We start from the raw sequence: 23,188 nt of genomic DNA on the forward strand, positions 1-23,188 counted from the left end.
CACGTCACAGGCGTGGGCCGGACGCCCTCATGCGGACGCGGGACGAGGGGCAGACGCGGGAAGAAAAGGGTGTGGCCCCCGATCCCTCGGGGGCCACACCACGGAAGTCACACCAACGGTCCGGTGCCCACCCGTGAGCCGCTACCAGGGGGCGGAGGCTGTCACAGGGCGCGGACGGGCGTCAGGAAATTGGCTGGATCCGAGCCGGAACGCGTGGCGGGATCCGGGGCGCAGGGACCGACGGTCAGTGCCCTTGCTGTTCGTCGCGGCGGCGCTGCCAGCGGTCTTCGATGCGGTTCATCATCGAACGGCGCGGCCTGACCTGGCGGCGCGCCTGCGGCGCGCCCGGGGCCGCACCCCGCTCACCGGGCTTGGGGGCCTTGCGCCAGCCGGTGACGGCCAGCACGGCGCAGCCGAGCATGACGAGGAAGCCGACGACACTGACCCACCAGATCTGCTGCGCGACCATTCCGGCCATGAGCAGGCCGATACCCACCAGGAAGCCCGCGACCGCTTGGTAGACCCGTCGCCGGGTGTACGTACGCAGCCCGCTTCCCTCAAGCGCTGTCGCGAACTTGGGATCTTCGGCGTACAGCGCTCGCTCCATTTGCTCGAGCATGCGCTGCTCGTGCTCCGAGAGCGGCACGGAGTCCTCCTACTCGTCGGTCGCGGGGGGCGACCGGGTGCGACCCTTTCAGGATAGGCAGGGAATCGCCCCCGTGAAACCCGCCCCTCTACGCCAATTCACCGTCCGCCCCGCCGCGGCGGGGCGGTGGTGATGCTGGCTGCATTCCCCACCCGCCAGTCCGTCATGCCGGAGCGTCGTACCCCGATCATACGGGGCGAAGCGGCTGTTCGGGTGGCCTGTGGTCGACCGCACGCGGTGCCCGCGGGCGTCGCCGGGGCCGCGTCGGCGGCGCTCCCGGCCGTCGTACCGGTCCCGCCACGTCCGCGGCCGCCCCCGGCACGCCGGTACGGAGGTGCGGCCGCTGCGGTCCCGGGCCGGGTCAGTCGCGCTCGGCCAGGACGTGGAGTTGGGTGGCGACGGAGTGGAACGCGGGCTGCTCGGCCGCGGCGGCCTCCAGCTTCAGCAGGGCGTCCATGGCTCCGGGCTCGGTGTCGACCAGGACGCCGGGGACCAGGTCGGCGAAGACCCGTACGCCGTGCACCGCGCCGACCTGGAGGCCGGTGGCGGTGACCAGGTCGGTGAGCTGTTCGGCGGTGAACCGGCGGGGCACCGGGTCGCCCTCGCCCCAGCGGCCCGCGGGGTCGGTGAGGGCCCGGCGGGCCTCGGTGAAGTGGCCCGCCAGGGCGCGGGCGAGGACCGCCCCGCCCAGGCCGGCGGCGAGCAGGCTGAGGGTGCCGGCGGGGCGCAGCGCGCCGACGGCGTTGCGCAGGCCCTCGGCGGGGTCGTCCACGTACTCCAGCACACCGTGGCAGAGCACCGCGTCGTAGGCATCGCGCTCGACGACCTGGAACAGGCCGTGGGCATCGCCCTGGACCCCGTGGATCCGGTCGGCGACCCCGGCCTCGGCGGCCCGACGCTCCAGGGCGAAGAGGGCGTTGGGGCTGGGGTCGACGACGGTGACGCGGTGGCCGAGGCGGGCCACCGGGACGGCGAAGTTGCCGCTGCCGCCACCGGTGTCGAGGACATCCAGGGCCTCACGCCCGGCGGCCTTGACCCGGCGCTCCAGGGCGTCCTTGAGGACGTCCCAGACCACGGCGGTACGAAGGGAGGCGCGCGGGCGCAGCGGGTCAGACACGGTGGGTGGCTCCTCGGCGGGGCATGAACATCCAGTCGCTCACCACCCTATTGCGTAATCCGCCGGGTGCCGCGTCCAGCCCGCGCGGCGCAGCAGGTCCGGGCGTCAGCCGGCCTTCTCCCAGCTGGCGCCGGGGGCCTCGGCCCGCTGCGGGGGCAGCACCGGCTGGAGCCGGAGCATCCGCTCGACGAGGCGGAGGAACATCCCGGCGTCCCGCAGGAGGTCGTCGGCGGCGCGCGGGCTGGCCGCGCCCGCTATGCCGGCCTCGGCCCTGGCCCGGCGGTCGGCGCCGGCCGCGAACAGGGCGCTCCACTCGGTGAGTTCGGGGGCGACCTCGGGCAGCACCTCCCAGGCGCTCCGGATAGTCTTCCGGCGGCGCGCGGTGGGCTCCGGTCGGCCGCGCACGGCGAGGACCGCGGCCGCGGCGCGCAGTGCGGCCAGGTGGGCGGTGGCGAACCGTTCGTTGGCGGATTCCAGGGTCTGGGCCTCATCGAGGCCGTGCTGAGCCTTGGTGAGCAGATCGAGGGCGGCGGGTGGCGCGGCCGCCCGGCGCAGGACGGGGTGGACATCGTTCGGGGGACCGTACGCAGCCGAGCTGCCCGCGACGGGACGAGCTGCCATGACGAACCTCCTGTCGTCGCCCGCTGGTTGAGGACCGGCGGGCCGATGCGGACCGTATGCACCCATCGTGCGGCACACCACTGACAATCGACCCTGACCTGCGGTTTCAACGGAAAACGGACATCGGATCGGCGGATCCGGAACGGGTTTTCGCGGATTTCGGAGAACCTCTTGCGGAGGGTGGGACGGATCCCTACTTTGTACTGACCAGTCAGTGCAAGGGAGGGGATCGTGGACAGCACCCCGCACGGGGCGGCGGTCACGGCCGCGGGATTCGGGGTCAAGGGCCCCCGCGGATGGGCGTTCCGGGACATCGACCTCACGGCGGAACCCGGCGCGCTGATCGCCGTACAGGGCCCGTCGGGGTCCGGCCGTACGTGTCTGCTGCTGGCGCTCACCGGCCGGATGAAGCCCGCGGCGGGCACCGCCGAGGTCGCCGGGCTGCCGCTGCCCCAGCGCATGGCCGCGGTCCGGTCCCGCACCGCGCTCGCCCACGTGCCGGGCGTCGCCGAGCTCGATCCGGCGCTGACCGTGGGCGAGCACCTGCGCGAACGCGCCCTGTTGCAGGGCCGGTTCGGCGCCTCGCTCCGTACACTGCTGCGCCCCCGGCGGGAACGCAGGGCGCAGGCCCGCGCCCTGGTGGACGACGCGCTGACCGCCGCCGGACTGGACGTGGCAGCGCTGCCCAAGGGGATCCGCACCTCCGTGCGCGACCTGGAGCGGCTGGAGGCACTGCGGCTGTCCGTGGCTCTGGCGCTGATCGGCGGGCCCCAGTTGCTGGCCGTGGACGACACCGACCTGAAGCTGTCCGACGAAGAACGCACCGCGGCCTGGGCGCTGCTGCGCGCGCTGGCGGAAGCCGGCACCACCGTGCTCGCGGTGTGCAGCGAGCCGCCGGCGGACCCCACGGGCGTGGTCCTGGTGCGCACCGGCCGCCCGGAGCCGGACGCTGCCGACGCCCCCGAGGACGGCGGGCACGACGAGGAAGGGGCGGCCGATGCGTTCGCCGAAGCTGGCCGCGCTTGAGCTGAAGCGGTTCGGGAGGGGGAAGCTGCCGCGCGCCGCGCTGGCCGCGCTCCTGCTGCTGCCGCTCCTGTACGGCGCGCTCTACCTGTGGTCCTTCTGGGACCCCTACGGCCGGCTGGACCGGATCCCGGTCGCGCTGGTCAACGACGACCAGGGCGCCGACGTCGGCGGGCAGCACCTCGCGGCCGGCGACGGCATCGTCGCAGGGCTACGCGACAGTCACACCTTCGACTGGCACCAGGTGGACGCCCAGGAGGCCGGACGGGGCGTCGAGGACGGCACGTACTACCTCTCGCTGTCCATTCCGCGGGACTTCAGCCGACGGATCGCCTCCAGCTCCGGGGCCCACCCGGAGACCGGCGCCCTGAAGGTGCGCACCAACGACGCCAACAACTACATCGTCGGGCAGATCTCCCGGACGGTCTTCTCCGAGGTGCGCGCGGCGGCCACGGCCAAGGCGTCGCGGACCTTCCTCGACAAGATCTTCGTCTCGTTCTCGACGCTGCACGGCAAGACCGAGGAAGCCGCCGACGGCGCCGACCGGCTCAAGGACGGCATCGGGCAGGCGAAGGACGGCGCCGGCAAACTGGCCGACGGCCTGGGCACCGCCAAGAACGGCAGCGCCCAACTGGTCGGCGGCCTGGGCGACCTCGACGCCGGCGCGGGTCGGCTCAACCAGGGCAGCGCCGACCTCGCCAAGGGGGCCGGCACCGCCGCCAACGGGGCACGCCAACTGGCGGACGGCTCCGGGCAGGTGGCCCAGGGCACCCAGCAGCTCGCCGACACCGTCAACGGCGTCGTCGACAAGGTGGGGCCGTTCGTCCGGGCGCACGGCAAGGAGATCGGCGAGGCCGCGCAGCTGGTCGCCGACGGCGCCCAGGCGGTGCGCGACCACCTGGACAAGCTTCCCGGCGCGGCCGACACGGGCGCACGGCTCTCCCGGGGCCTCGCCGACCACCTGGACACGTACTACCGGCTGCGCTGCGGCAGCGGCATCACCCTGGAGACCGACTGCGCCGAACTGAAGCGGATCACCGCGCAGGCGGCCACCGCGGCGGACACCGCCGAAGAGGTCAGCGGCTACGTCCACGACCAGAAGAACCTCGACCAGCTCGGCCGGGACCTGGACACCCTGCACTCCCTGGCCTCCGAACTGGCCGCGCACGGGCCGACCCTCGGGGCCGACATGGACGCCGCGGTCCAGAAGATCAACGACCTCAACGACGGCGCCCACAAGGTCTCCGCGGGCGCCCGCAAACTGGCCGCCGGCAACGCCCAGTTGGCCGCCGGCGCGGACCGCCTCAACGACGGGGCGCGGCAGCTGCACGACGGCACCGGCCGCGCCGCCTCCGGGATGACCGACCTGGACGCCGGCGTCGGGCGCCTCAAGGACGGCGCGCAGACCCTGGACGGCGGGATGTTCAAGCTCTCCGATGGCTCGGCACAGCTGGCCGGCGGGCTGCACGACGGGGCGCGGCAGATCCCCGACTACGGCAAGAAGGACCGCGACGCGCGCACCCTGGTCATGTCCGACCCGGTGCAGCTGGCGTCCGGCGCCGCCCACAAGGCACCCAACTACGGCACCGGGTTCGCCCCGTACTTCATCCCGCTGTCCCTGTGGGTCGGCGCGATGGTGGCGTACATGCTGATCCCACCGCTCAACCGGAGGGCGCTGGCGATGGGCGCGTCCTCCTGGCGGGTGGCGCTGTCCGGATGGCTTCCGGTGTTCGGCATCGGGGTGCTCCAGACCGCCGCGCTGATGTCCGTGCTGCACTTCGCGCTCGGCCTTCAGATGGCCCGGGCGGCCGGCACGATCGGCTTCCTGGTCCTGGTCACGGCCTGCTTCTCGGCGATCGTGCAGTGGCTGAACGCGAAGTTCGGACCGGCCGGCAGGATCCTCGTCCTGGCGCTGCTGATGCTTCAGCTGACGTCGGCCGGCGGCACCTATCCGGTGCAGACCAGCCCGGGCTTCTTCGATGCCATCCACCCCTACCTGCCGATGAGTTACATCGTCGAGGGACTGCGCCGGCTCATCACGGGCGGCGACCTGGCCCCCGTATGGCAGGGCAGTGCGGTACTGATGGCGTTCACCCTCGGGGCGCTCGCGCTGACCTCCCTGGCGGCGCGCGGCCGGCAGGTGGTGCGGATGAAGGACCTCCACCCGGAGCTGAGCCTGTGAGCGCGCACACAGCCTCGACCGGCACAATCGCCCCTATGGACAGCTCCCACACACGCCGCGACGCGACCCGGCGCAAGCTCTTCGAAGCCGCGGTCACGCTCATCGCCGAACAGGGCTTCTCCTCCACCACGGTGGACGAGATCGCCGAACGGGCGGGGGTCGCGAAGGGCACCGTGTACTACAACTTCGCGAGCAAGAACGTCCTCTTCGAGGAGCTGCTGCGGCACGGCATCGAGTTGCTGGCGTCCTCCCTCCAGACGGCCGCCGACGAAGTCACCCACCGGGGCGGCAGCCAGGTCGACGCCCTGGACGCGATGATCCGGGCCGGCCTGGACTTCATCGCCCACTACCCGGCCCTCACCCAGCTCTACGTCGCCGAGCTGTGGCGCACCAACCGGGCCTGGCAGTCCACGCTCATGGTGGTGCGGGAGCGGGCCATCACGGTGGTGGAGAACGTGCTGCGGGAGGCCGTGGCCGGCGGGGAGCTGAGCGAGGAGATCGACATCCCGCTGACCGCCTCGGCGCTGTTCGGGATGGTCCTGGTGGCCGCCCTGGACTGGCAGTCGTACCAGCCGGACCGGTCGATCGACGACGTGCACGCGGCACTGTCGCGGCTCCTCCAGGGGCGGGTCACCGGCCGTCCCGCCTGAGGGAGCGGCGGTCCGCCCCTCGTCCCCGGGGCCCGGCCCCCTACGGAAAAAGGCGCTGCCCTGGCACGGATCGTTCCCCCGATCGATCCGACCAGGGCAGCGCCGCCCCCGTCGTTCCCCCGTACTCCCCCGTCATTCCCCCGTTCCGTCCGGGGAGCCGCACCGCTCCGCCGCCCCGTGTCGGCGGTGCGGCGCTGCTTCCCGTCCGTGGCCCCCACTCTTCCGTCCGGGCGGATCCCGGCCCATCCGCGTACCTACTCATCTCGGCGTCTGAGTACGGATACTCAAAGCTGAGCACCCCGCCCCATCAGCCGGGCGGTGGGCCCCGCGGACCGCCTACGATCTGCGACGTGTCCGTACTTCCCTTGGTCTTCACCAGCGGCTGGGCGAGCGGGATCAACGCCTACGCCGTCGTCCTGCTCCTCGGCCTGCTCGGCGCGACCGGCGTCTCCGACGAGGTCCCCGCCGCGCTGGAACGCCCCGATGTGCTGATCGTCGCCGCACTGCTCTTCGTGGCCGAGGTGATCGCCGACAAGATCCCGTACGTGGACTCCGTCTGGGACGCCGTGCACACCGTGATCCGGCCGATCGCCGGCGGTGTGGTGGCGGCGCTGCTGGCCGGGCACGACGGGTCGCTGCCCCAGCTGGCGGCCGGTGCCGTGGGCGGCTCCACGGCGCTGCTGAGCCATCTGGTCAAGGCGGGCACCCGGATCGCGGTCAACACCTCGCCGGAGCCGGCCAGCAACATCGTGCTGAGCCTGGCGGAGGACCTGGGCGTCGCCGGGATCGTCGCGTTCGCGCTGTTCCACCCGTGGATCGCGGCGGGCATCGCGGCGGTGCTGCTGGCCGCCGGTATCGCGGTGGTGATCTTCCTGTGGTCGCGGATCCGCCGGTACCTGCTGCGCCGGCGGGAACGGCGCGCGGAGAAGCGGCTCGCGGCGGCCGCGGGCAGCGCGCCACCCACCGGCTGAGCCCGCCGGTGGTCGGGCCGGAGACCGGCCGTCGGCGGCGTTGTCAGTGCCGCCGGATACAGTCGCAGGCATGGCAGGGATTGCGGTGATCGGCGCCGGGATGGGCGCCATGGCGGCCGCCGCCAGGCTGGCCGTCGCGGGCCACCGGGTGGCGGTCTTCGAGCGCGGTGCGACGTACGGCGGCGCGCTGGGCCACTTCGAGCGGGACGGCTTCGCCTTCGACACGGGCCCCGGGCTGCTGCATCTGCCGGCGGTCTACCGCGACCTGTTCATCAAGACCGGCCGCGAGCCGCTGGAGCGCTGCGTCGAGCTGACCCAGGTCGACCCCGCGAGCCGACACGTCTTCGCCGACGGCACCACCGCGACGCTGCCGAACGCCTCGCGGGCCGGTGTCCTGACCGCCCTGGACGAGGCGCTGGGCACCGGCAGCGGCGAGCGCTGGAGCGCCCTGCTGGGCCGCGCCCGCGAGGCGTGGGACGCCACCCGCCGGCCGCTCCTGGAGGAGCCGCTGTGGGCGGACTGGCGGGTGCTGGGGCGCGACCCGTATCCGGCGGTGCGCCGGCGCGGCCTGTTCGGGCTGGGCAGGGGCAAGGGTCCGACCACCGCCACCCTCGCCGAGGTCGCCCGACGCGAACTGGCCGACCCCCGGCTGATCGCCCTGTTGGAGAGCCACGCCCTGGCGTACGGCTTCGACCCGCGCACCGCCCCGGCCAGCGCGGCCGTGCTGCCCTACATGGAGCAGACCTTCGGCAGCTGGTACGTGGGCGGCGGGATGCGGGCACTGGCCGACGCGCTGTACGAGCGCTGCCGGGCCCGCAGGGTGGAGTTCACCTTCGGGGCCGAGGTGACCGGGATCCTGGAGAAGGACGGCCGGGCCGCGGGCGTGGAGTTGGCCGACGGGCGGGTCGCCGACGCCGAGTTCGTGGTCGCGGGCCTCGACCCGGTCCGGTTGCCGGAGCTCTGCGCGGGCCGCGAGCCCTGGAACGACGGTGACGTCCGCCCCGCCCCGGGGCCGGGCGACCGGGCCCCGGCACGGCTGACGGTCTGTCTGGCGTTGCGCGGCGCCCGCCCGGCGGACGCGGTGCACCGCACGGTGGTGCATGCCGCGGACCGCACCGCGGAGCTGGCCGGCGTCTTCGGCGACGGGCACGACCTGCGGGCCCCGTGTGCCCGGCCGACGGTGACGGTGCTGCGCCCCGACGACCCCGCGACGCGGCCCGACGACAGCCACGAGGCGGTGACCCTCACCGCCACCGTCGCCCCGCACGGTCCGGTCGACTGGCTGGACCCCGAGGCCCTGGAGCAGGACGCGGACCGGCTGGTCGAAAGCGCCGAGGCGGCGGTGCCGGGCCTGCGGGGGCGGGTGCTGTGGCGGGAGGTCGTGCCACCGACCGACGGCGGGCCGGTGCCGGGTCCGGCGCTGGCGGGCCAGGACGGACGATTCCTGCGGCCCGGCAACCGCACCCGGATACCAGGGCTCTACACCGTCGGCGGCTGGTCCCACCCCGGCGGCGGGCTGGCGCACGCCGGCATGTCCGGGGCGATCGTCGCCGGCCTGATCGTGAACGGCGACGACTGGCACGGCTCGGAGTGAGACCGGAGTGAGGGCCGGCTGAGGCCGGCCGGCCCCGCGGCACGGGGACCGGGACCGGTCTCAACTCAGGCCGGGACGGCGGCAGTTCAGCAGCCCCACCGCCGAGTCACCTCACCCTCCGGTAGCCCGCCGCTCAGTAGTGGTACCGCTGCTCGTCGTACCCCGACTGCTGCGGGGGCGGGTAGGTCGGCTGCTGCTGCGGCGGGTAGGTCGGCTGCTCCGCCGGGTGCCCAGTCTCGCGCTGCTGTGGCACCCAGACCCCGTCGGGCGGGGTCTCGGGGTAGTACTCCTGCCCGTAGTGCTGCGCCGGCTGCCCGCCGAGGCCGTCGTAGTACTGCTCGGCCTGGTACGGCGCCCGGCCGAACGGGTCGGGCTCCTCGTAGGGCTCGTAGTGCGCGGCGTACTGCTGGGTGCCGATGTACGGATCGGAATAGGGCACCTGCTCGCCGTGGTAGGCGCCGTCGGCATAGGCGGGGTAGGGGTCGGCGTAGCCGTCCTGACCGGTGGTTGGGGCGTAGCCGTCCTGACCGGCGGTCGGGGCGTAGCCGTCCTGGCCGGCGGTCGGGGCGTAACCCCCGCCGTAGCCATGGCCGTTGCCGTCGCCTTCCGCGGCGGCGTTCCCGAAGAGGTCGTACGCGCCGGGGGCAGTCAACGGGTCGGGGCGGGCGTCGGGGCTGTAGACACCGTAGGCCCCGGTCTCGTCCGGCAGCGGCTGGGGCGCGTAGACGGTGGGGGCGTCCGGGTGGGCGTACCCGAAGAATTCCGGGGCGGCGGGCGGTTCACCGGGGCCGGCCGCGTCCGGCAGCACCTGGTACGGGTCCGGGCTCCCGGCACCGTCCCCGCCGTGGCCGCCCGGCGCGGTCTCCGAAACGGCGTCGGCGGTGGCCGGAGCCGTCTCCTCCGCCAGCCCGGAGACCTGGAGGTTCGGCCCGGCGGCGGGGGCGCGGGACGAGCGGGCGCGGCGCCGGCGGTTCGGCTTGGGCCGCCCGCCGATCGTCCAGCCCTCCGCGAAGCCGCGGCGGACGGAGAGCGTGACAAACGTCTGCCCGGCCGCGAAGGCGATGGCACCCAGCGCGATCACGATGACCGACGGGATGAGCACGCCGGCCACCACGCCGAGGAAGCCGCACAGTGCCAGCAACCGCCAGCGCAGCGGCGCCTTGTGCTGGAACAGGACCTCGCCGAGCAGCCACAGAGCGACCAGGGCAAACGCGATGTAGAGGATCGTCCAGCCCATATGCGCCCCTCTTTCGCCGGATGCCGGCCACCGTGGTCAGGGCCGCTGGTGCAGCCCCAGATTCTCGTAGATTTCCAAGGTCGCCGTGGAGTGGTTCAGGGTGATGAAGTGCAACCCGGGCACGTCCTCGGCCATCAAGCGCGCACACAGGTCCGTCGCGTACTCGATGCCAATGGAGCGTACCGCCGCTGGGTCGTCCTTGACCGCGAGGATGCGCTCCGCGAGCTCAGGCGGGAACGCAGCATTGCTGAGCTGCGCAAACCGCTCGATCTGGCGCACGTTGGTCACCGGCATGATCTCCGGAATGATCGGCGTCGAGCAACCCGCGGCGTGGACCCGGTCCCGCAGCCGGAAGTAGTCCTCCGGGTAGAAGAACATCTGCGTGATCGCGAAGTCGGCGCCCGCGCGGCACTTGTCGACAAAGTGCTGGATGTCGGTGTCCCAGTCCGTCGAGCGCGGATGCATCTCGGGGAAGGCGGCCACGCCGACGCAGAAGTCGCCGGACTCCTTGATCAGCTGGACCAGGTCGGCGGCGTAACCGATGCCGTCGGGGTGCCGGACCCACTCGCCCATGGGGTCGCCCGGCGGGTCGCCGCGCAGCGCGAGCATGTTGCGGATCCCGGCGCCGGCGTACTGGCCGATGATGTTGCGGAGCTCGGCGGTGGAGTGGTTGACCGCGGTCAGGTGGGCGACCGGGGTGAGGGTGGTGTCGGTGGCGATGCGCTCGGTGGCTCGGACCGTGCCGTCGCGGGAGGTACCGCCGGCACCGTAGGTCACCGACACGAAGGTCGGGGCGACGGCTTCGATGCGGCGAATGGCGTTCCACAACGTCCGCTCGCCCTTCTCGGTCTTCGGGGCGGCGAACTCGAATGAATAGGATCGCTTGCCGGAAGCAAGCAGGTCGCGCACGGTTCGTGCGCGATCAGTCCTGGTGGAAGCTGTACCTAGGGCCATACGGGCAGGTTAACCACACCCCGGACGGACACCAACCGGCATCGACGTATTGCCTGGTTGGTGCCGCTCCTGTCCACTACGTGGACATCTCGCAGCCGTCTCGCAGCCGCCGCGCAGCCATCCGGCGGTCTCCCGGCGGGCGCCGGTCGCCCCCGTCAGGCGGACCAGGTCCGGATCCGTTTGGCCAGCTCCGCGGCCGCCGCACCCGGATCGTCGGCCTCGGTGAGCGCGCGGACCACCACCACCCGGCGGGCGCCGGCCGCCAGCACCTCGTCGAGGTTGCCGGCGTCGATCCCGCCGATCGCGAACCAGGGGCGCTCGGGGCTCCGCGCGGCGGCGTACCGGACGAGGTCCAGGCCGGGCGCGTGCCGGCCGGGCTTGGTCGGCGTCGGCCAGCAGGGGCCGGTGCAGAAGTAGTCCACCCCGGGCTCGGTGAGCACGGCGTCCACCTCGGCCTCGGCGTGGGTGGAACGGCCTATCAGCGTCTCCGGGCCGAGGAGGGCGCGGGCGGCCGGGACCGGCAGGTCCCCCTGGCCGAGGTGGAGCACCTCGGCGCCCGCGGCATGGGCGACGTCCGCGCGGTCGTTGACCGCGAGCAGCTTGCCGTGCCGCCGGCAGGCGTCCGCGAAGACCTCCAGGTGGCGCAGCTCCTCGCCGGCTTCCAAGCCCTTGTCGCGCAGCTGGACGATGTCCACGCCCGAGGCCAGCACCGCGTCCAGGAACTGCGGGAGGTCGCCCTGGCGGGTGCGCGCGTCGGTGCACAGGTAGAGCCGGGCGTCGGACAGGGCCTGTCGAACGGTGGTCATCGGGCGGCTTCCCCCTCGTCGGCGGCGTACGGACCGGACGGGGCCGGTCCGTACGCCGCGTGGATGCGGTTGCGGATGCGTGGTGCGGTTGCTGCGGGACGCGGGTGCGTCAGACGGCCAGCGCCTGGGCCCGGCGCTTGACCTCCGTGCCGCGATTCTCGCGCAGCGCCTGCGCCGGGGTGCCGGGCAGGGTGTCGTCAGCGGTGAAAAGCCACTCCAGCATCTCCTCGTCGGCGAAGCCGTCGTCCCGCAGGAGCGTCAGCGTGCCGACGAGTCCCTTGACGACCTTGCCGTCCTTGATGAAATCGGCGGGCACCTGGAGCACGCGGTTCTCGCCGCGGCGCACCGCGATCAGCTGACCCTCCTTCACCAGCTGCCGCACGCGGGTCACCTCGATGTCGAGTTCTTCGGCGATGTCGGGGAGGGTGAGCCAGGCGGGGACGAGTCCATCGATGTTTGCGTCAATCTCGGTCACAGGACAAGCCTGCCACCTCCCACTGACAGCCGGTACCCGGGCATCGCCGTCGGGCGGCGCGTGCACACCGCCGGGTGAGCCGTGCGGCCGCGGACTGCGCTACCGGACCGCCGACTTGAGCGGAACGGTCGCGTCCGCCGCCCGTTCCCGGTCGAGCAGCGCGCCCCGCTCGATGAGCCGGCGCCCCTGGGCCAGGTCCCGCGGACGCCCCACGGCCAGCAGCGCGACCAGCCGTCCCGCCCCGCCGTCGCCGGCGCCGTCACCGCGGAGCCAGAGCACCGACCAGGCGGCGCCGGCCGGATCGCCGCGCCAGACCAGTTCGTCGGCGTCCACGTGGTGACCGGCGTACTGCACGAACCGCCCGAACTGCTCGGACCAGAAGTACGGCACCGGGTCGTAGACCGTGCCCTCCGTCACACCGTGGACGATGTTCTCGGCCACCGTGCGGGGCCCCTGGAGGGCGTTGTCCCAGTGGTGGACCAGCAGCCGGGTGCCGTAACGGGCCGACGGGAAGGAGGCGCAGTCGCCGACCGCGTAGACGTCGGGGACGGAGGTGCGCAGCCGCTCGTCGGCCAGGACCGAGCCGTCCGCGGGCGAGAGGGCCACGCCGGAGCCGGCCAGCCAGGCGGTGGCGGGCCGGGCGCCGACGCCGACCACGACGGCGTCGGCGGGCAGGGTGGTGCCGTCGGCGAGGGTCACCGCGCCGGGGGCGACGGAGTCCACCCGCACGCCGGTGCGCAGGTCGGCTCCGGCGTCCGCGTACCAGCCGGTCATGTACGCCGCGACCTCGGCGGGCAGGGCGCCGGCCAGCGGGTGGGCGGCGGCCTCGACGACGGTGACCTCGCAGCCCGCCTCACGGGCGGCGGTGGCGAACTCCGCGCCGATCCAGCCGGCCCCCACCACCACGATCCGGTGCTGGGCGGCGAGCACCGGCCGCAGCCGCTCGGCGTCGTCCAGGGTGCGCAGCAGGTGGACGTCGGCCAGCCCCTCGCTGCCGGGGAGCCGGATCGGTTCGGCGCCGGTGGCGACGACGGCGTAGTCGTAGGGGATCGGGCCCTGGTCGGTCTCGACGACGTGCGCGTCCGGGCGCAGTGCGGTGACCGGGCTGCCGAGGTGGAGGTCGATGCCGAGGCCGGCGAAGTCGATGTCGAACGCGGAGCCGTCGGCCTTGCCGAGCAGCACCGCCTTGGACAGCGGGGGGCGGTCGTAGGGCTGGTGGGGCTCGTCGCCGAGGAGCGTGATCGCGCCGCGCCAGCCTTGTTCGCGCAGGGCCACGGCGGTCTGCACACCCGCCATCCCCGCGCCGGCGATCACCACGCGCGGCGTGCGGTCAGGGGCCTGGGGAGACTTGCTCTGCTCGCTCACCCGCTCACTTTAGGACGGCGGACGACGCGGCCCGCAGCAGCGCGCAAGGAGATCTCTGACACAGCGTCATGCACCGTGGCGGCGGGGCCCGGACCCCGGGCGCTCCCTTACGGCGCGTCGCGGCCCGTATTAGGGTGGCGGCTGCACGCACTCGCGGGAGCCCGGACGGACCGGGCTGAGAGGGAGGCTGGCCGGCCTCCGACCGTACGAACCTGATCCGGGTCATGCCGGCGAAGGGAGGGGCTGGACGCCCATGCATCCATCTGCCACACCATCGGACCCGCCGCGGCCGGACGGCCGGCACCCCGATGTGCTGGTCATCGGCGGCGGCATCATCGGGCTGGTCACCGCCTGGCGGGCGGCCGGCCGCGGGCTGCGGGTCGCGGTCGCGGACCCCGCGCCCGGCGGCGGCGCGGGGTCCGTCGCGGCCGGCATGCTGGCCGCCGTCACCGAACTGCACTACGGCGAGGAGACCCTGCTGGGGCTCAACCTGGCCTCGGCGCGCCGGTATCCGCGCTTCACGGAGGAGCTGGAGGAGGCGAGCGGGCAGCGGATCGGCTACCGGCGGTGCGGCACCCTGGCCGTCGCGCTGGACGCCGACGACCGTGCCCACCTACGGGAGCTGCACGCCCTCCAGGTCCGCTCGGGCCTGGACTCGCAGTGGCTGACCGGGCGCGAGTGCCGCCGACTGGAGCCGATGCTCGCCCCCGGGGTGCGCGGCGGCCTCCGGGTGGACGGCGACCACCAGGTCGATCCGCGGCGGCTGACGAGCGCCCTGCTGGCCGCCTGCGAGCGGGCCGGGGTGGTCTTCCACCGGGCGTCGGCGGAGCGCCTGACGACCGCCGGCGGGCGCGCCGCGGGCGCCGAACTCGCGGACGGGACGCGGCTGGCGGCCGGCCAGGTCGTACTGGCCGCGGGCAGCCACAGCGGCCGACTGGCCGGCGTCCCGGAGTCGGTGCGGCCGCCGGTACGCCCGGTCAAGGGACAGGTGCTGCGACTGCGGCTGCCGAACCCGCCCCCGGGCGGCCAGGCGTTCCTCTCCCGCACCGTGCGGGCCGTGGTCCGGGGCAATCCCGTCTACCTGGTGCCCCGGGAGAGCGGCGAACTGGTCCTCGGCGCCACCAGCGACGAGCTGGGCTGGGACACCACGGTCACCGCGGGCGGCGTCTACGAGCTGCTGCGGGACGCCCACGAGCTGGTCCCGGGCATCACCGAGCTACCGCTGACCGAGAGCCGTGCCGGGCTGCGTCCCGGCTCCCCCGACAACGCGCCGCTGCTCGGGCCCACCGAGCTGCCCGGGCTCCACCTGGCCACCGGCCACTTCCGCAACGGTGTCCTGTTGACGCCGGTCACCGGTGACGTGATGGCCGAGGTGCTGGCCACCGGAACCGTCCCGGAAGAGGCCCGCCCCTTCTCCCCCGCGCGTTTCTCCCCCCTCACCCAGGGGGCAGCGCGCCTCCGCGCCCTTGAGGAGCAGCCCGTATGAGTGCCCCTGGTATCCCCGGCACCCCCAGCAGCCCCGTTACTCCCGATGCCCTTGACGCCCCCGACGGCCCCACGGTGTCCGTCTCCGTCAACGGGGCGGCCCGCCGGATCCCGGGCGGGCTGACCCTCGACCGGCTGGTCGCCACGCTGTCCCGGGCGTCGGCCGGGGTGGCCGCCGCCGTCAACGAGACCGTGGTGCCGCGCACCCAGTGGTCCACCACCGCGCTCGGCGACGGCGATCGCGTCGAAGTGCTCACCGCCGTACAGGGAGGCTGAATCATGGCCGTGCCCGACACCGCGGTGGAGCGGGGGACCTCCCCCGCGGCACCCACCGCCGACGCCGACCCGCTCACCATCGCCGGCACCGCGTTCCGGTCCCGGCTCATCATGGGCACCGGCGGCGCGCCCAGCCTCGGCGTCCTGGAGCGCGCGCTGCTGGCCTCCGGTACCCAGCTGACGACCGTCGCCATGCGGCGGCTGGACCCGACCGTGCAGGGCTCGGTGCTGTCCGTGCTGCAACGGAACGGGATCCGGGTGCTGCCGAACACCGCCGGCTGCTTCACCGCGGGCGAGGCGGTGCTCACCGCCCGACTCGCCCGGGAGGCGCTCGGCACGGACTGGATCAAGTTGGAGGTCGTCGCCGACGAACGGACCCTGCTGCCCGACCCGGTGGAGCTGTTGGACGCCGCCGAGACCCTCGTGGACGACGGCTTCACCGTCCTCCCGTACACCAACGACGACCCCGTCCTCGCCCGGAAGCTGGAGGACGTGGGCTGCGCGGCGATCATGCCGCTCGGCTCGCCGATCGGCTCCGGCCTCGGGATCCGCAATCCGCACAACTTCCAGCTGATCACCGAGCGCGCGGGCGTCCCGGTCATCCTGGACGCGGGCGCGGGCACCGCCTCGGACGCCGCGCTCGCCATGGAGCTGGGCTGCGCGGCGGTGATGCTGGCGTCGGCGGTGACCCGGGCGCAGGAGCCGGAGCTGATGGCGGCGGCGATGCGGCACGCGGTGGAGGCGGGCCGGCTGGCCCACCGCGCGGGCCGGATCCCCCGCCGCCACTTCGCCCTGGCGTCCTCGCCCACCGACGGCGTCGCGGAGCTGGACCCGGAACGGCCGGCCTTCTAGGGCCGGTCCAGTCGTTCACGATCGGCGGAAGTGGGGGCGGGCGGCGGGCTCAGGCCGGCCCGGCGGCCGCGCCCACCCGGTCCGCCGCCGCCCCGACCCCGTCCGCGAGTTCGGGCGGGGCGGTGAACTCTGACGGCGCGGCGGTGATCACCTCGTCCAGCAGGTCCCGGGAGGCCATCAGGGCCTCGATGGAACCGGTGAGCCGGGCGCGCTCCTGGTGAAGCTCGCCGACCAGCTGCGGGCACGTGGGCACCAGCCGACCGTCGTCGTCGCGCAGACAGGGCAGCACCTGCGCGATGGTGGCGGTGTTCAGCCCGGAGGTCAGCAGGGTGCGGATCCGGCGGACCTGGGCGACGTCGGCCTCCTGGTAGACGCGGTAGCCGGCGGACGTCCGCCGGGGGCTGAGCAGCCCCTGCTCCTCGTAGTAGCGCAGCAGCCGCTCAGTGGTGCCGGTCCGCCGGGCCAGCGCGCCGATCTGGAGCGTCGTCATCGGGTCCCCCCTCGGGTGCGGTGTGGCGTCGCGGCCGCGGGCGCCACCCCTTCGTGCGACCACGGCCCGGGCCGGATTATTCCGCGCCGGGCCCCGGACCGCCGTCCGCCCCGTTGTCACGGTTCCGCTGCGTTCCCCGGCAGGTGCGGCCGGGGCGTCCGGGGTGTCCGTGCGGGCTCGTAGACTCGTCTGCCGTGGATACGACGTTGCAGGACCCTCTCGTGGGCCAGCTGCTCGACGGTCGCTATCGCGTCGAGGGGCGCATCGCCGCCGGGGGCATGGCCACCGTCTACCAGGCCGTGGACACCCGGCTGGACCGCGTGCTCGCCCTGAAGGTGATGCACCCGAGCCTGGCCGTGGACGGGGCGTTCGTCGACCGCTTCATCCGCGAGGCCAAGTCCGTCGCCCGGCTCTCGCACCCGAACGTGGTCGGCGTCTTCGACCAGGGCACCGACGGCACCTACGTCTATCTGGCGATGGAGTACGTCGCCGGCTGCACCCTGCGCGATGTGCTGCGCGAGCGCGGCGCCCTCCAGCCGCGGGCCGCGCTGGACATCCTGGAGCCGATCCTGGCCGCGCTGGGGGCCGCGCACCGCGCCGGCCTGGTGCACCGCGACATGAAGCCGGAGAACGTCCTGATCGGCGACGACGGCCGGGTCAAGGTCGCCGACTTCGGCCTGGTGCGCGCGGTGGACACGCACACCACCGCCTCCACCGGCTCGGTCCTGGGCACCGTCTCGTACCTCGCCCCCGAGCAGATGGAGCACGGCACCGCGGACGCCCGGGTCGACGTCTACGCCTGCGGCGTGGTGCTCTACGAGATGCTCACCGGCGGCAAGCCGCACACCGGCGGCTCCGCGGCGCAGATCCTCTACAGCCATCTGCACGACGACGTCACCCCGCCCTCCGAGCTGGTACCGGGCCTGGCACCCGAGCTGGACGAGCTGGTCGCGGCGGCCACCGCCCGCGCCCCCGAGCAGCGCCCGCAGGACGCGGTGGCGCTGCTCGCCCGGGCCCGCTCGGCCCGCGCTCAGCTGACCGACGCACAACTCGACCTCGTCCCGCCGCAGGCCAAGGAGCCGACCGCGGACGACGAGCGGACCGACGTGATACCGCGCCCGGCGGGCGTACAGCTCGCGCTGCCCGTCGAGGGCCAGGCGGAGCTGAACCACACCAGCCGACTGGAGATGCCGCCGGCGGACGCCGCAGCGGCGGACGGCCGGACCACCCGGCTGCGGCCGCCGCCCACACCGCCCGCGGCACCGGCCGACGGATGGGTCCGGCGACGGCGGACCGCCACGATCGTGGCGGCCGTGCTCCTGGTCCTGGGCCTCGGCACCGGCGTCTGGTACATCAACGTCGGCCAGTTCACCCGCGTCCCGGCGGTGCTGGACATGACGCAGGCCGAGGCGCAGCAGACGCTGCACGACGCGGGGCTGCGGATCAAGGTGGAGCGCGGCTTCAGCGCCAACGTCCAACGCGGCCACGTGATGGCGACGGATCCGGAAACCGGCCTGCGGATCCGCGGCAACGGCACGGTCACCCTGGTCGTCTCGCGCGGCCCGGAGAGGGTCACCATCCCCGACCTGGCCGGCACTCCGCTCGCGGACGCCCGGCGCAAGCTGCGCGACCTGGGCCTGGTGCCGGGCACCGAGACCCGGGCGTTCAGCGACGAGGTCGCCAAGGGGTCGGTGATCCGTACGGACCCGGCGGCGGGCAGCACCCGGCGGCCGGACACCGCGGTGGCGCTCACCGTCAGCCGGGGCGCGCCGGCGGACGTACCGAACGTGGTCGGTTCGGCGCGCGAGGACGCCGCGGCGGCCCTGCGGCAGGCCGGCTTCCGGGTCCAGTTCGCCGACCAGCCGGTCTTCGCACCGCAGGACAAGGACGCGGTGGCCCGCCAGTCGCCCGGCGCGGGTACCACGCTGGGCAAGGGCGACACGGTCACCCTGACGCTCTCCAAGGGCCCGGAGATGGTCACCGTCCCGGACGTCGGCGGCAAGAACACCACGGACGCCACCAAGGCGCTGACCGACCTCGGCTTCAAGGTCACGGTGGACAAGCCGTTCCTGTTCCCGCAGGACAGCGTCGCGTCCCAGTCGGTCGCGGCCGGTGAACAGGCGCCCAAGGGCAGCAAGATCACCATCCGGCTGAAGGGCGCGCTGTAGCTCCGCCCAGGTGCCCCGCCGGCGGCCGCGGGGCACCTGGCACCCTGGGAGGGTGAGTACTCCCCTGTCCCCCGAGGGCGCCGCGCAGCGCGCCCGCGCACGCAATCCGGTCGGCGGCCATGTGCCGGTGGCCGGCGGCCTGGCCAAGGTCGGCCTGCCGTACGCCCGGCAGATCGGCTGCGAGGCCGTCCAGGTCTTCGTCGCCAATCCGCGCGGCTGGGCGACCCTTCCCGGCAATCCCGAGCAGGACGCGGCGTTTCGCGCGGCGTGCGCCGAGGAGGGCATCCCCGCCTACGTGCACGCGCCGTACCTGATCAACTTCGGGTCGCACACCGCGGCGACGGTCGAGAAGTCCGTGGTGTCGCTGCGCCATTCGCTGCGTCGCGGCCGGGACATCGGCGCGCTCGGGGTGGTCGTGCACACGGGCTCGGCGACCGGCGGGCGTCCGCGGGAGGCAGCACTGGCACAGGTCAGGGCGGAGATGCGGCCGCTGCTGGACGAGCTGACGCGGGACGACGACCCCTGGCTGCTGCTGGAGCCCACGGCCGGCCAGGGCGCCTCACTGTGCTCGCTGGCGGAGGATCTGGGGCCGTACTTCGACGCGCTGGACCACCATCCGAAGCTCGGGGTGTGCCTGGACACCTGCCACGCGTTCGCGGCTGGGCACGACATGGCGGCGCCGGGCGGCACGAAGGCGCTGCTGGACGAGCTGGTGGAGGTCACCGGCGAGGGCCGGCTGAAGCTGATCCACGCCAATGACTCCAAGGACGTGGTCGGCGCGCACAAGGACCGGCACGCGAACATCGGCGCCGGCCACATCGGCGCGGAACCGTTCGCCGAGCTGTTCGCCCACCCCGCGACCAGCGGCGTCCCGCTGGTGATCGAGACCCCGGGCGGCGAAGAGGGCCATGCCGCGGACGTGGCGCGGCTGAAGGAGCTGCGGGGGTCCTGAGCCGATACCGGACCGGCGGACGGCCCCGGGCCTGTCCTAGAGTTCCGGGCCCTCGCCCGGCTCCTCCTGGTAGGAGTAGCGCTGCTCCTGCCAGGGGTCGCCGAGGTTGTGGTAGCCGCGCTCCTCCCAGAAGCCGCGGCGGTCGGCGGTCATGTACTCGATGCCGCGGACCCACTTGGGGCCCTTCCAGGCATAGAGGTGCGGCACGATGAGCCGGACCGGGAAGCCGTGTTCGGCGGTGAGCAGTTCGCCGGAGCGGTGGGTGGCGAAGAGGCAGTTCTCCGCGCCGAAGTCGGTGAGCCGGAGGTTCGAGCTGAATCCGTACTCGGCCCACACCATCACGTGGGTGGCCTCCGGCGCGGGCGGCGCCAGCTCCAGGATGGTCCGGGTGAGCACACCGCCCCATTCGGCGCCGAGCATGCTGAACTTGGTGACGCAGTGCATGTCGGCGACGACGGTGGTGTACGGCAGGGCCGTGAACTCCTCGTGCGTCCAGCAGTGCTTGGCGCCGTCAGCGGTGGCGCCGAAGACCCGGAACTCCCAGCGCTCGGGGCGGAACTTCGGGACCGGGCCGTAGTGCGTCACTGGCCAGCCCCGCTGGAGCCGCTGTCCCGGAGGCAGCACAGGCTCCTCTTCGCGACTCTCCGGCTGACCCATGCCCCCATGGTGTCAGACCCCGAAGGGTGCCGATGACCAGGGCGGGACGGAATCGGGCAACTCGTACTAAGTGTGAACTTACTGGACGGCCTGCTTGGCGCGGTGCGAGGATGCGCGGCACTTGCCCAGAACTCGCGTGAAAGGGGCCCGCAGCCATGCAGGGCGACCCCGAGGTCATCGAATTCCTCAACGAGCAGCTGACCGCCGAGCTGACCGCGATCAACCAGTACTTCCTGCACGCCAAGATGCAGGAGAACTTCGGCTGGCCGAAGCTCGCGAAGTACACCCGCGCCGAGTCCTTCGACGAGATGAAGCACGCGGAGGTGCTGACCGACCGCATCCTCTTCCTCGAAGGGCTGCCGAACTACCAGCGGCTGTTCCACGTCCGCATCGGCCAGACCGTCACCGAGATGTTCCAGGCCGACCGGCAGGTCGAGGTGGAGGCCATCGACCGACTCAAGCGCGGCGTCGAGGTCATGCGCGCCAAGGGGGACATCACCTCGGCCAACATCTTCGAGGACATCCTCGCCGACGAGGAGCACCACATCGACTACCTCGATACCCAGCTGGAACTGGTCGAGAAGCTCGGGGAAGCGCTCTACATCGCCCAGCTGATCGAGCAGCCGAGCTGACGGCCCCGTACGGTGCGCACCGGCGGGGCGCCCCAGGGGGCTACGCGGCCGCCCGGAGGTCCGCGGGCCCCGGTGCGGCCACCTCCGCGGCCAGCGGCCCGGATGCCGCGCCCCGTGCGTCGGGCGCCTGGCTCCATGACTCGGACTCCGACCGCAACGCGTCGGGTACACCACTGTCGATCAGCTCGCGACGGGGGCAGGCGCCGCGACCCAGCAGCGCCTGGATGCGGCGGACGCAGCCGCCACAGTCGGTGCCGGCCTTACAGGCGGAGGCGACCTGGCGGGGCGTGCAGGCACCCCGGTCCGCATGCTCGCGTACCTGCTGCTCGGTGATGCCGAAGCAGGAGCAGACGTACACGCGGGTTCACCTCCGTAAGGGCGCCTCGTCCGATCCCGGTGATCATCAGTGAGGTAACCCTTACCTTACCCGCGACTGCCGGCGGGGAACAACGCACGACAACACAGTGGGGCGCGGATCACAGGATCCGCGCCCCACTCGTCTCGCACTGTTGTTACTGGTCGCGGTACATCTCCGCCACCAGGAAGGCCAGGTCCAGCGACTGGCTGCGGTTCAGCCGCGGGTCGCAGGCCGTCTCGTAGCGCTGGTGCAGGTCGTCGACGAAGATCTCGTCGCCGCCGCCCACGCACTCGGTGACGTCGTCACCGGTCAGCTCGACGTGGATGCCGCCCGGGTGCGTCCCGAGGCTCTTGTGGACCTCGAAGAAGCCCTTGACCTCGTCCAGCACGTCGTCGAAGCGACGGGTCTTGTGACCCGAGGCCGCCTCGAAGGTGTTGCCGTGCATCGGGTCGCAGATCCACACGACCTGGGCACCGGAGGCGGTGACCTTCTCCACCAGGTCGGGCAGCTTCTCGCGGATCTTGTCCGCGCCCATCCGGGTGATGAAGGTCAGCCGGCCCGGCTCCCGGTTCGGGTCGAGCCGGTCGATGAGGGTGAGCGCGTCCTCCGGGGTCGTCGTCGGGCCGAGCTTGACGCCGATCGGATTGCGGATCCGGGAGGCGAACTCGATGTGCGCGCCGTCCAGTTGGCGGGTGCGCTCACCGATCCAGACCATGTGGCCCGAGACGTCGTAGAGGTTCCCGGTGCGGGAGTCCACGCGGGTCAGCGCCGACTCGTAGTCCAGGATCAGCGCCTCGTGCGAGGAGTAGAACTCCACGGTCCGGAACTCCTCCGGGTCCACCCCGCAGGCGTTCATGAAGTTCATCGCCCGGTCGATCTCGCGCGCCAGCGCCTCGTACCGCTGGCCGGAGGGCGAGGACTTCACGAAGTCCTGGTTCCAGGCGTGCACCTGGCGCAGGTCGGCGTAGCCGCCGGTGGTGAAGGCGCGCACCAGGTTGAGCGTCGCCGCGGAGGCGTTGTACATCCGCTTGAGCCGCTGCGGGTCCGGGATGCGGGCCTCGGAGGTGAACTCGAAGCCGTTGACGGAGTCGCCGCGGTAGGTCGGCAGGGTCACGCCGTCGCGGGTCTCGGTCGGCTTGGAGCGCGGCTTGCTGTACTGGCCGGCGATCCGGCCGACCTTGACCACCGGGACGGACCCGGCGTAGGTCAGCACGGCGCCCATCTGGAGGAGCGTCTTGAGCTTGTTGCGGATGTGCTCGGCGGAGACGGCGTCGAAGGCCTCCGCGCAGTCGCCGCCCTGAAGCAGGAACGCCTCACCTCGGGCGACCGCGCCCAGGCGCTCGCGCAGCTGGTCGCACTCGCCCGCGAAGACGAGCGGCGGATAGGACTCGAGCTCCGCGATCACATCGCGCAGAGCCTCTTGGTCCGGCCAGTCAGGCTGCTGCGCCGCGGGCAGGTCTCGCCAGGTGTTGCCACCGGCGTGGGTTTCAGCGTTCACGGTCACGCCCCCCACATTACGGGGTCCCGGAGGGGTGTCCGTCCGGCATCCGGACTGTGAGACGCCCCCGCGGCCGGGGTCCGGTAGGGTGCCCGACATGCACACGCGACCGATCATGAGCATGAACTGGTGGTGGACCGCCCAGCCGGCGGCCCACTGATTCGCGTACGCATCCACAG

23 protein-coding genes and 1 riboswitch are annotated in these 23,188 nt (G+C 73.3%); of the genes, 11 read left to right on the forward strand and 12 right to left on the reverse strand.

Annotated features, from left to right (window positions below; translation table 11 throughout):
• Positions 1–244: 244 nt before the first annotated feature.
• The 3 genes from ACO0M4_RS38135 to ACO0M4_RS38145 all read right to left on the reverse strand — a co-directional run bounded on the left by ACO0M4_RS38135 (position 245) and on the right by ACO0M4_RS38145 (position 2,384).
• Positions 245–646: a DUF3040 domain-containing protein gene (locus ACO0M4_RS38135; RefSeq protein WP_430375727.1), complete on the reverse strand. Its 402-nt coding sequence runs from the start codon at positions 644–646 to the stop codon at positions 245–247.
• 361 nt (positions 647–1,007) lie between these two features.
• Positions 1,008–1,763 (reverse strand): methyltransferase, encoded by a 756-nt coding sequence (locus tag ACO0M4_RS38140; RefSeq protein ID WP_430375728.1) that lies wholly within the window; start codon positions 1,761–1,763, stop codon positions 1,008–1,010.
• 105 nt (positions 1,764–1,868) lie between these two features.
• Entirely contained in the window at positions 1,869–2,384 is a 516-nt protein-coding gene (locus ACO0M4_RS38145) for an SAV_6107 family HEPN domain-containing protein (RefSeq protein WP_430375729.1), read from the reverse strand.
• 231 nt (positions 2,385–2,615) lie between these two features.
• On the opposite strand from ACO0M4_RS38145, the gene ACO0M4_RS38150 reads away from it, so the two are divergent.
• The 5 genes from ACO0M4_RS38150 (at position 2,616) to ACO0M4_RS38170 (ending at position 8,804) form a co-directional block, all read left to right on the forward strand.
• The gene (locus ACO0M4_RS38150) at positions 2,616–3,410 is read left to right on the forward strand and encodes an ATP-binding cassette domain-containing protein (protein ID WP_430375730.1); all 795 of its coding nucleotides are present in this window, start codon (positions 2,616–2,618) and stop codon (positions 3,408–3,410) included.
• On the forward strand, positions 3,382–5,589 hold the full coding sequence (locus ACO0M4_RS38155) for a YhgE/Pip family protein (protein WP_430375731.1): 2,208 nt from the start codon (positions 3,382–3,384) through the stop codon (positions 5,587–5,589). Before ACO0M4_RS38150 ends, ACO0M4_RS38155 begins: the two co-directional genes overlap by 29 nt.
• A 35-nt stretch (positions 5,590–5,624) precedes the next feature.
• Positions 5,625–6,239: a TetR/AcrR family transcriptional regulator gene (locus tag ACO0M4_RS38160; protein ID WP_430375732.1), complete on the forward strand. Its 615-nt coding sequence runs from the start codon at positions 5,625–5,627 to the stop codon at positions 6,237–6,239.
• A 350-nt stretch (positions 6,240–6,589) separates the two neighbouring features.
• Positions 6,590–7,210 carry a DUF4126 domain-containing protein gene (locus tag ACO0M4_RS38165; RefSeq protein ID WP_430375733.1) on the forward strand — a complete coding sequence of 207 codons (621 nt, stop codon included), beginning with the start codon at positions 6,590–6,592 and terminating at the stop codon, positions 7,208–7,210.
• Between the two features lie 70 nt (positions 7,211–7,280).
• On the forward strand, positions 7,281–8,804 hold the full coding sequence (locus ACO0M4_RS38170) for a phytoene desaturase family protein (protein ID WP_430375734.1): 1,524 nt from the start codon (positions 7,281–7,283) through the stop codon (positions 8,802–8,804).
• Between the two features lie 133 nt (positions 8,805–8,937).
• Here ACO0M4_RS38170 and ACO0M4_RS38175 read toward each other — a convergent pair whose 3' ends face one another.
• The 5 genes from ACO0M4_RS38175 to ACO0M4_RS38195 all read right to left on the reverse strand — a co-directional run bounded on the left by ACO0M4_RS38175 (position 8,938) and on the right by ACO0M4_RS38195 (position 13,641).
• Complete coding sequence (locus tag ACO0M4_RS38175; protein ID WP_430375735.1) at positions 8,938–10,041, reverse strand: hypothetical protein; 1,104 nt, start codon at positions 10,039–10,041, stop codon at positions 8,938–8,940.
• Positions 10,042–10,077: 36 nt separating this feature from the next.
• Complete coding sequence (gene metF / locus ACO0M4_RS38180) at positions 10,078–10,995, reverse strand: methylenetetrahydrofolate reductase [NAD(P)H] (protein WP_430375736.1); 918 nt, start codon at positions 10,993–10,995, stop codon at positions 10,078–10,080.
• A gap of 155 nt (positions 10,996–11,150) precedes the next feature.
• A complete protein-coding gene (gene thiE, locus ACO0M4_RS38185; RefSeq protein WP_430375737.1) occupies positions 11,151–11,801 on the reverse strand; it encodes a thiamine phosphate synthase in 651 nt (216 codons plus the stop codon).
• A gap of 109 nt (positions 11,802–11,910) precedes the next feature.
• A complete protein-coding gene (locus ACO0M4_RS38190) occupies positions 11,911–12,276 on the reverse strand; it encodes an Rv2175c family DNA-binding protein (protein WP_430375738.1) in 366 nt (121 codons plus the stop codon).
• 99 nt (positions 12,277–12,375) lie between these two features.
• Entirely contained in the window at positions 12,376–13,641 is a 1,266-nt protein-coding gene (locus ACO0M4_RS38195) for an NAD(P)/FAD-dependent oxidoreductase (RefSeq protein WP_430375739.1), read from the reverse strand.
• Positions 13,642–13,784: 143 nt separating this feature from the next.
• Positions 13,785–13,897, forward strand: a riboswitch (TPP riboswitch).
• On the opposite strand from ACO0M4_RS38195, the gene thiO reads away from it, so the two are divergent.
• The 3 genes from thiO (at position 13,895) to ACO0M4_RS38210 (ending at position 16,254) form a co-directional block, all read left to right on the forward strand.
• Positions 13,895–15,127 carry a glycine oxidase ThiO gene (gene thiO, locus ACO0M4_RS38200; RefSeq protein WP_430375740.1) on the forward strand — a complete coding sequence of 411 codons (1,233 nt, stop codon included), beginning with the start codon at positions 13,895–13,897 and terminating at the stop codon, positions 15,125–15,127. It overlaps the preceding riboswitch by 3 nt.
• Positions 15,128–15,201: 74 nt before the next feature.
• The gene (gene thiS, locus ACO0M4_RS38205) at positions 15,202–15,402 is read left to right on the forward strand and encodes a sulfur carrier protein ThiS (RefSeq protein ID WP_390026710.1); all 201 of its coding nucleotides are present in this window, start codon (positions 15,202–15,204) and stop codon (positions 15,400–15,402) included.
• A gap of 3 nt (positions 15,403–15,405) precedes the next feature.
• A complete protein-coding gene (locus tag ACO0M4_RS38210; RefSeq protein WP_430375741.1) occupies positions 15,406–16,254 on the forward strand; it encodes a thiazole synthase in 849 nt (282 codons plus the stop codon).
• A gap of 49 nt (positions 16,255–16,303) precedes the next feature.
• Here ACO0M4_RS38210 and ACO0M4_RS38215 read toward each other — a convergent pair whose 3' ends face one another.
• Complete coding sequence (locus tag ACO0M4_RS38215) at positions 16,304–16,744, reverse strand: MerR family transcriptional regulator (protein WP_430375742.1); 441 nt, start codon at positions 16,742–16,744, stop codon at positions 16,304–16,306.
• A 194-nt stretch (positions 16,745–16,938) separates the two neighbouring features.
• On the opposite strand from ACO0M4_RS38215, the gene pknB reads away from it, so the two are divergent.
• Both pknB and ACO0M4_RS38225 read left to right on the forward strand, forming a co-directional pair.
• On the forward strand, positions 16,939–18,912 hold the full coding sequence (gene pknB / locus ACO0M4_RS38220) for a Stk1 family PASTA domain-containing Ser/Thr kinase (protein WP_430375743.1): 1,974 nt from the start codon (positions 16,939–16,941) through the stop codon (positions 18,910–18,912).
• Positions 18,913–18,964: 52 nt separating this feature from the next.
• The gene (locus ACO0M4_RS38225) at positions 18,965–19,864 is read left to right on the forward strand and encodes a deoxyribonuclease IV (RefSeq protein ID WP_430375744.1); all 900 of its coding nucleotides are present in this window, start codon (positions 18,965–18,967) and stop codon (positions 19,862–19,864) included.
• Between the two features lie 36 nt (positions 19,865–19,900).
• On the opposite strand, the gene ACO0M4_RS38230 is transcribed toward ACO0M4_RS38225, so the two are convergent.
• The gene (locus tag ACO0M4_RS38230) at positions 19,901–20,521 is read right to left on the reverse strand and encodes a sulfite oxidase-like oxidoreductase (protein ID WP_390026672.1); all 621 of its coding nucleotides are present in this window, start codon (positions 20,519–20,521) and stop codon (positions 19,901–19,903) included.
• A 155-nt stretch (positions 20,522–20,676) separates the two neighbouring features.
• On the opposite strand from ACO0M4_RS38230, the gene bfr reads away from it, so the two are divergent.
• Positions 20,677–21,153, forward strand: coding sequence for a bacterioferritin (bfr, locus tag ACO0M4_RS38235; RefSeq protein ID WP_430375745.1), 477 nt, complete (start codon positions 20,677–20,679; stop codon positions 21,151–21,153).
• Positions 21,154–21,193: 40 nt separating this feature from the next.
• Here bfr and ACO0M4_RS38240 read toward each other — a convergent pair whose 3' ends face one another.
• Positions 21,194–21,511 (reverse strand): (2Fe-2S)-binding protein, encoded by a 318-nt coding sequence (locus ACO0M4_RS38240; protein ID WP_430375746.1) that lies wholly within the window; start codon positions 21,509–21,511, stop codon positions 21,194–21,196.
• A gap of 154 nt (positions 21,512–21,665) precedes the next feature.
• Entirely contained in the window at positions 21,666–23,015 is a 1,350-nt protein-coding gene (locus tag ACO0M4_RS38245) for a class II 3-deoxy-7-phosphoheptulonate synthase (RefSeq protein ID WP_430375747.1), read from the reverse strand.
• Between the last annotated feature and the right edge of the window lie 173 nt (positions 23,016–23,188).

The organism is Streptomyces sp. RGM 3693, assembly GCF_050471125.1.
GTDB lineage: Bacteria > Actinomycetota > Actinomycetes > Streptomycetales > Streptomycetaceae > Streptomyces.

Excerpts from the sequence above, each read along its gene's own strand:
- ACO0M4_RS38145 (WP_430375729.1), bottom strand. The coding sequence starts at position 2,384 with ATGGCAGCTCGTCCCGTCGCGGGCAGCTCGGCTGCGTACGGTCCCCCG.
- ACO0M4_RS38155 (WP_430375731.1), top strand. The coding sequence starts at position 3,382 with ATGCGTTCGCCGAAGCTGGCCGCGCTTGAGCTGAAGCGGTTCGGGAGG.
- ACO0M4_RS38160 (WP_430375732.1), top strand. The coding sequence starts at position 5,625 with ATGGACAGCTCCCACACACGCCGCGACGCGACCCGGCGCAAGCTCTTC.
- ACO0M4_RS38170 (WP_430375734.1), top strand. The coding sequence starts at position 7,281 with ATGGCAGGGATTGCGGTGATCGGCGCCGGGATGGGCGCCATGGCGGCC.
- ACO0M4_RS38175 (WP_430375735.1), bottom strand. The coding sequence starts at position 10,041 with ATGGGCTGGACGATCCTCTACATCGCGTTTGCCCTGGTCGCTCTGTGG.
- metF (WP_430375736.1), bottom strand. The coding sequence starts at position 10,995 with ATGGCCCTAGGTACAGCTTCCACCAGGACTGATCGCGCACGAACCGTG.
- thiE (WP_430375737.1), bottom strand. The coding sequence starts at position 11,801 with ATGACCACCGTTCGACAGGCCCTGTCCGACGCCCGGCTCTACCTGTGC.
- thiO (WP_430375740.1), top strand. The coding sequence starts at position 13,895 with ATGCATCCATCTGCCACACCATCGGACCCGCCGCGGCCGGACGGCCGG.
- ACO0M4_RS38210 (WP_430375741.1), top strand. The coding sequence starts at position 15,406 with ATGGCCGTGCCCGACACCGCGGTGGAGCGGGGGACCTCCCCCGCGGCA.
- ACO0M4_RS38215 (WP_430375742.1), bottom strand. The coding sequence starts at position 16,744 with ATGACGACGCTCCAGATCGGCGCGCTGGCCCGGCGGACCGGCACCACT.
- ACO0M4_RS38230 (WP_390026672.1), bottom strand. The coding sequence starts at position 20,521 with ATGGGTCAGCCGGAGAGTCGCGAAGAGGAGCCTGTGCTGCCTCCGGGA.
- bfr (WP_430375745.1), top strand. The coding sequence starts at position 20,677 with ATGCAGGGCGACCCCGAGGTCATCGAATTCCTCAACGAGCAGCTGACC.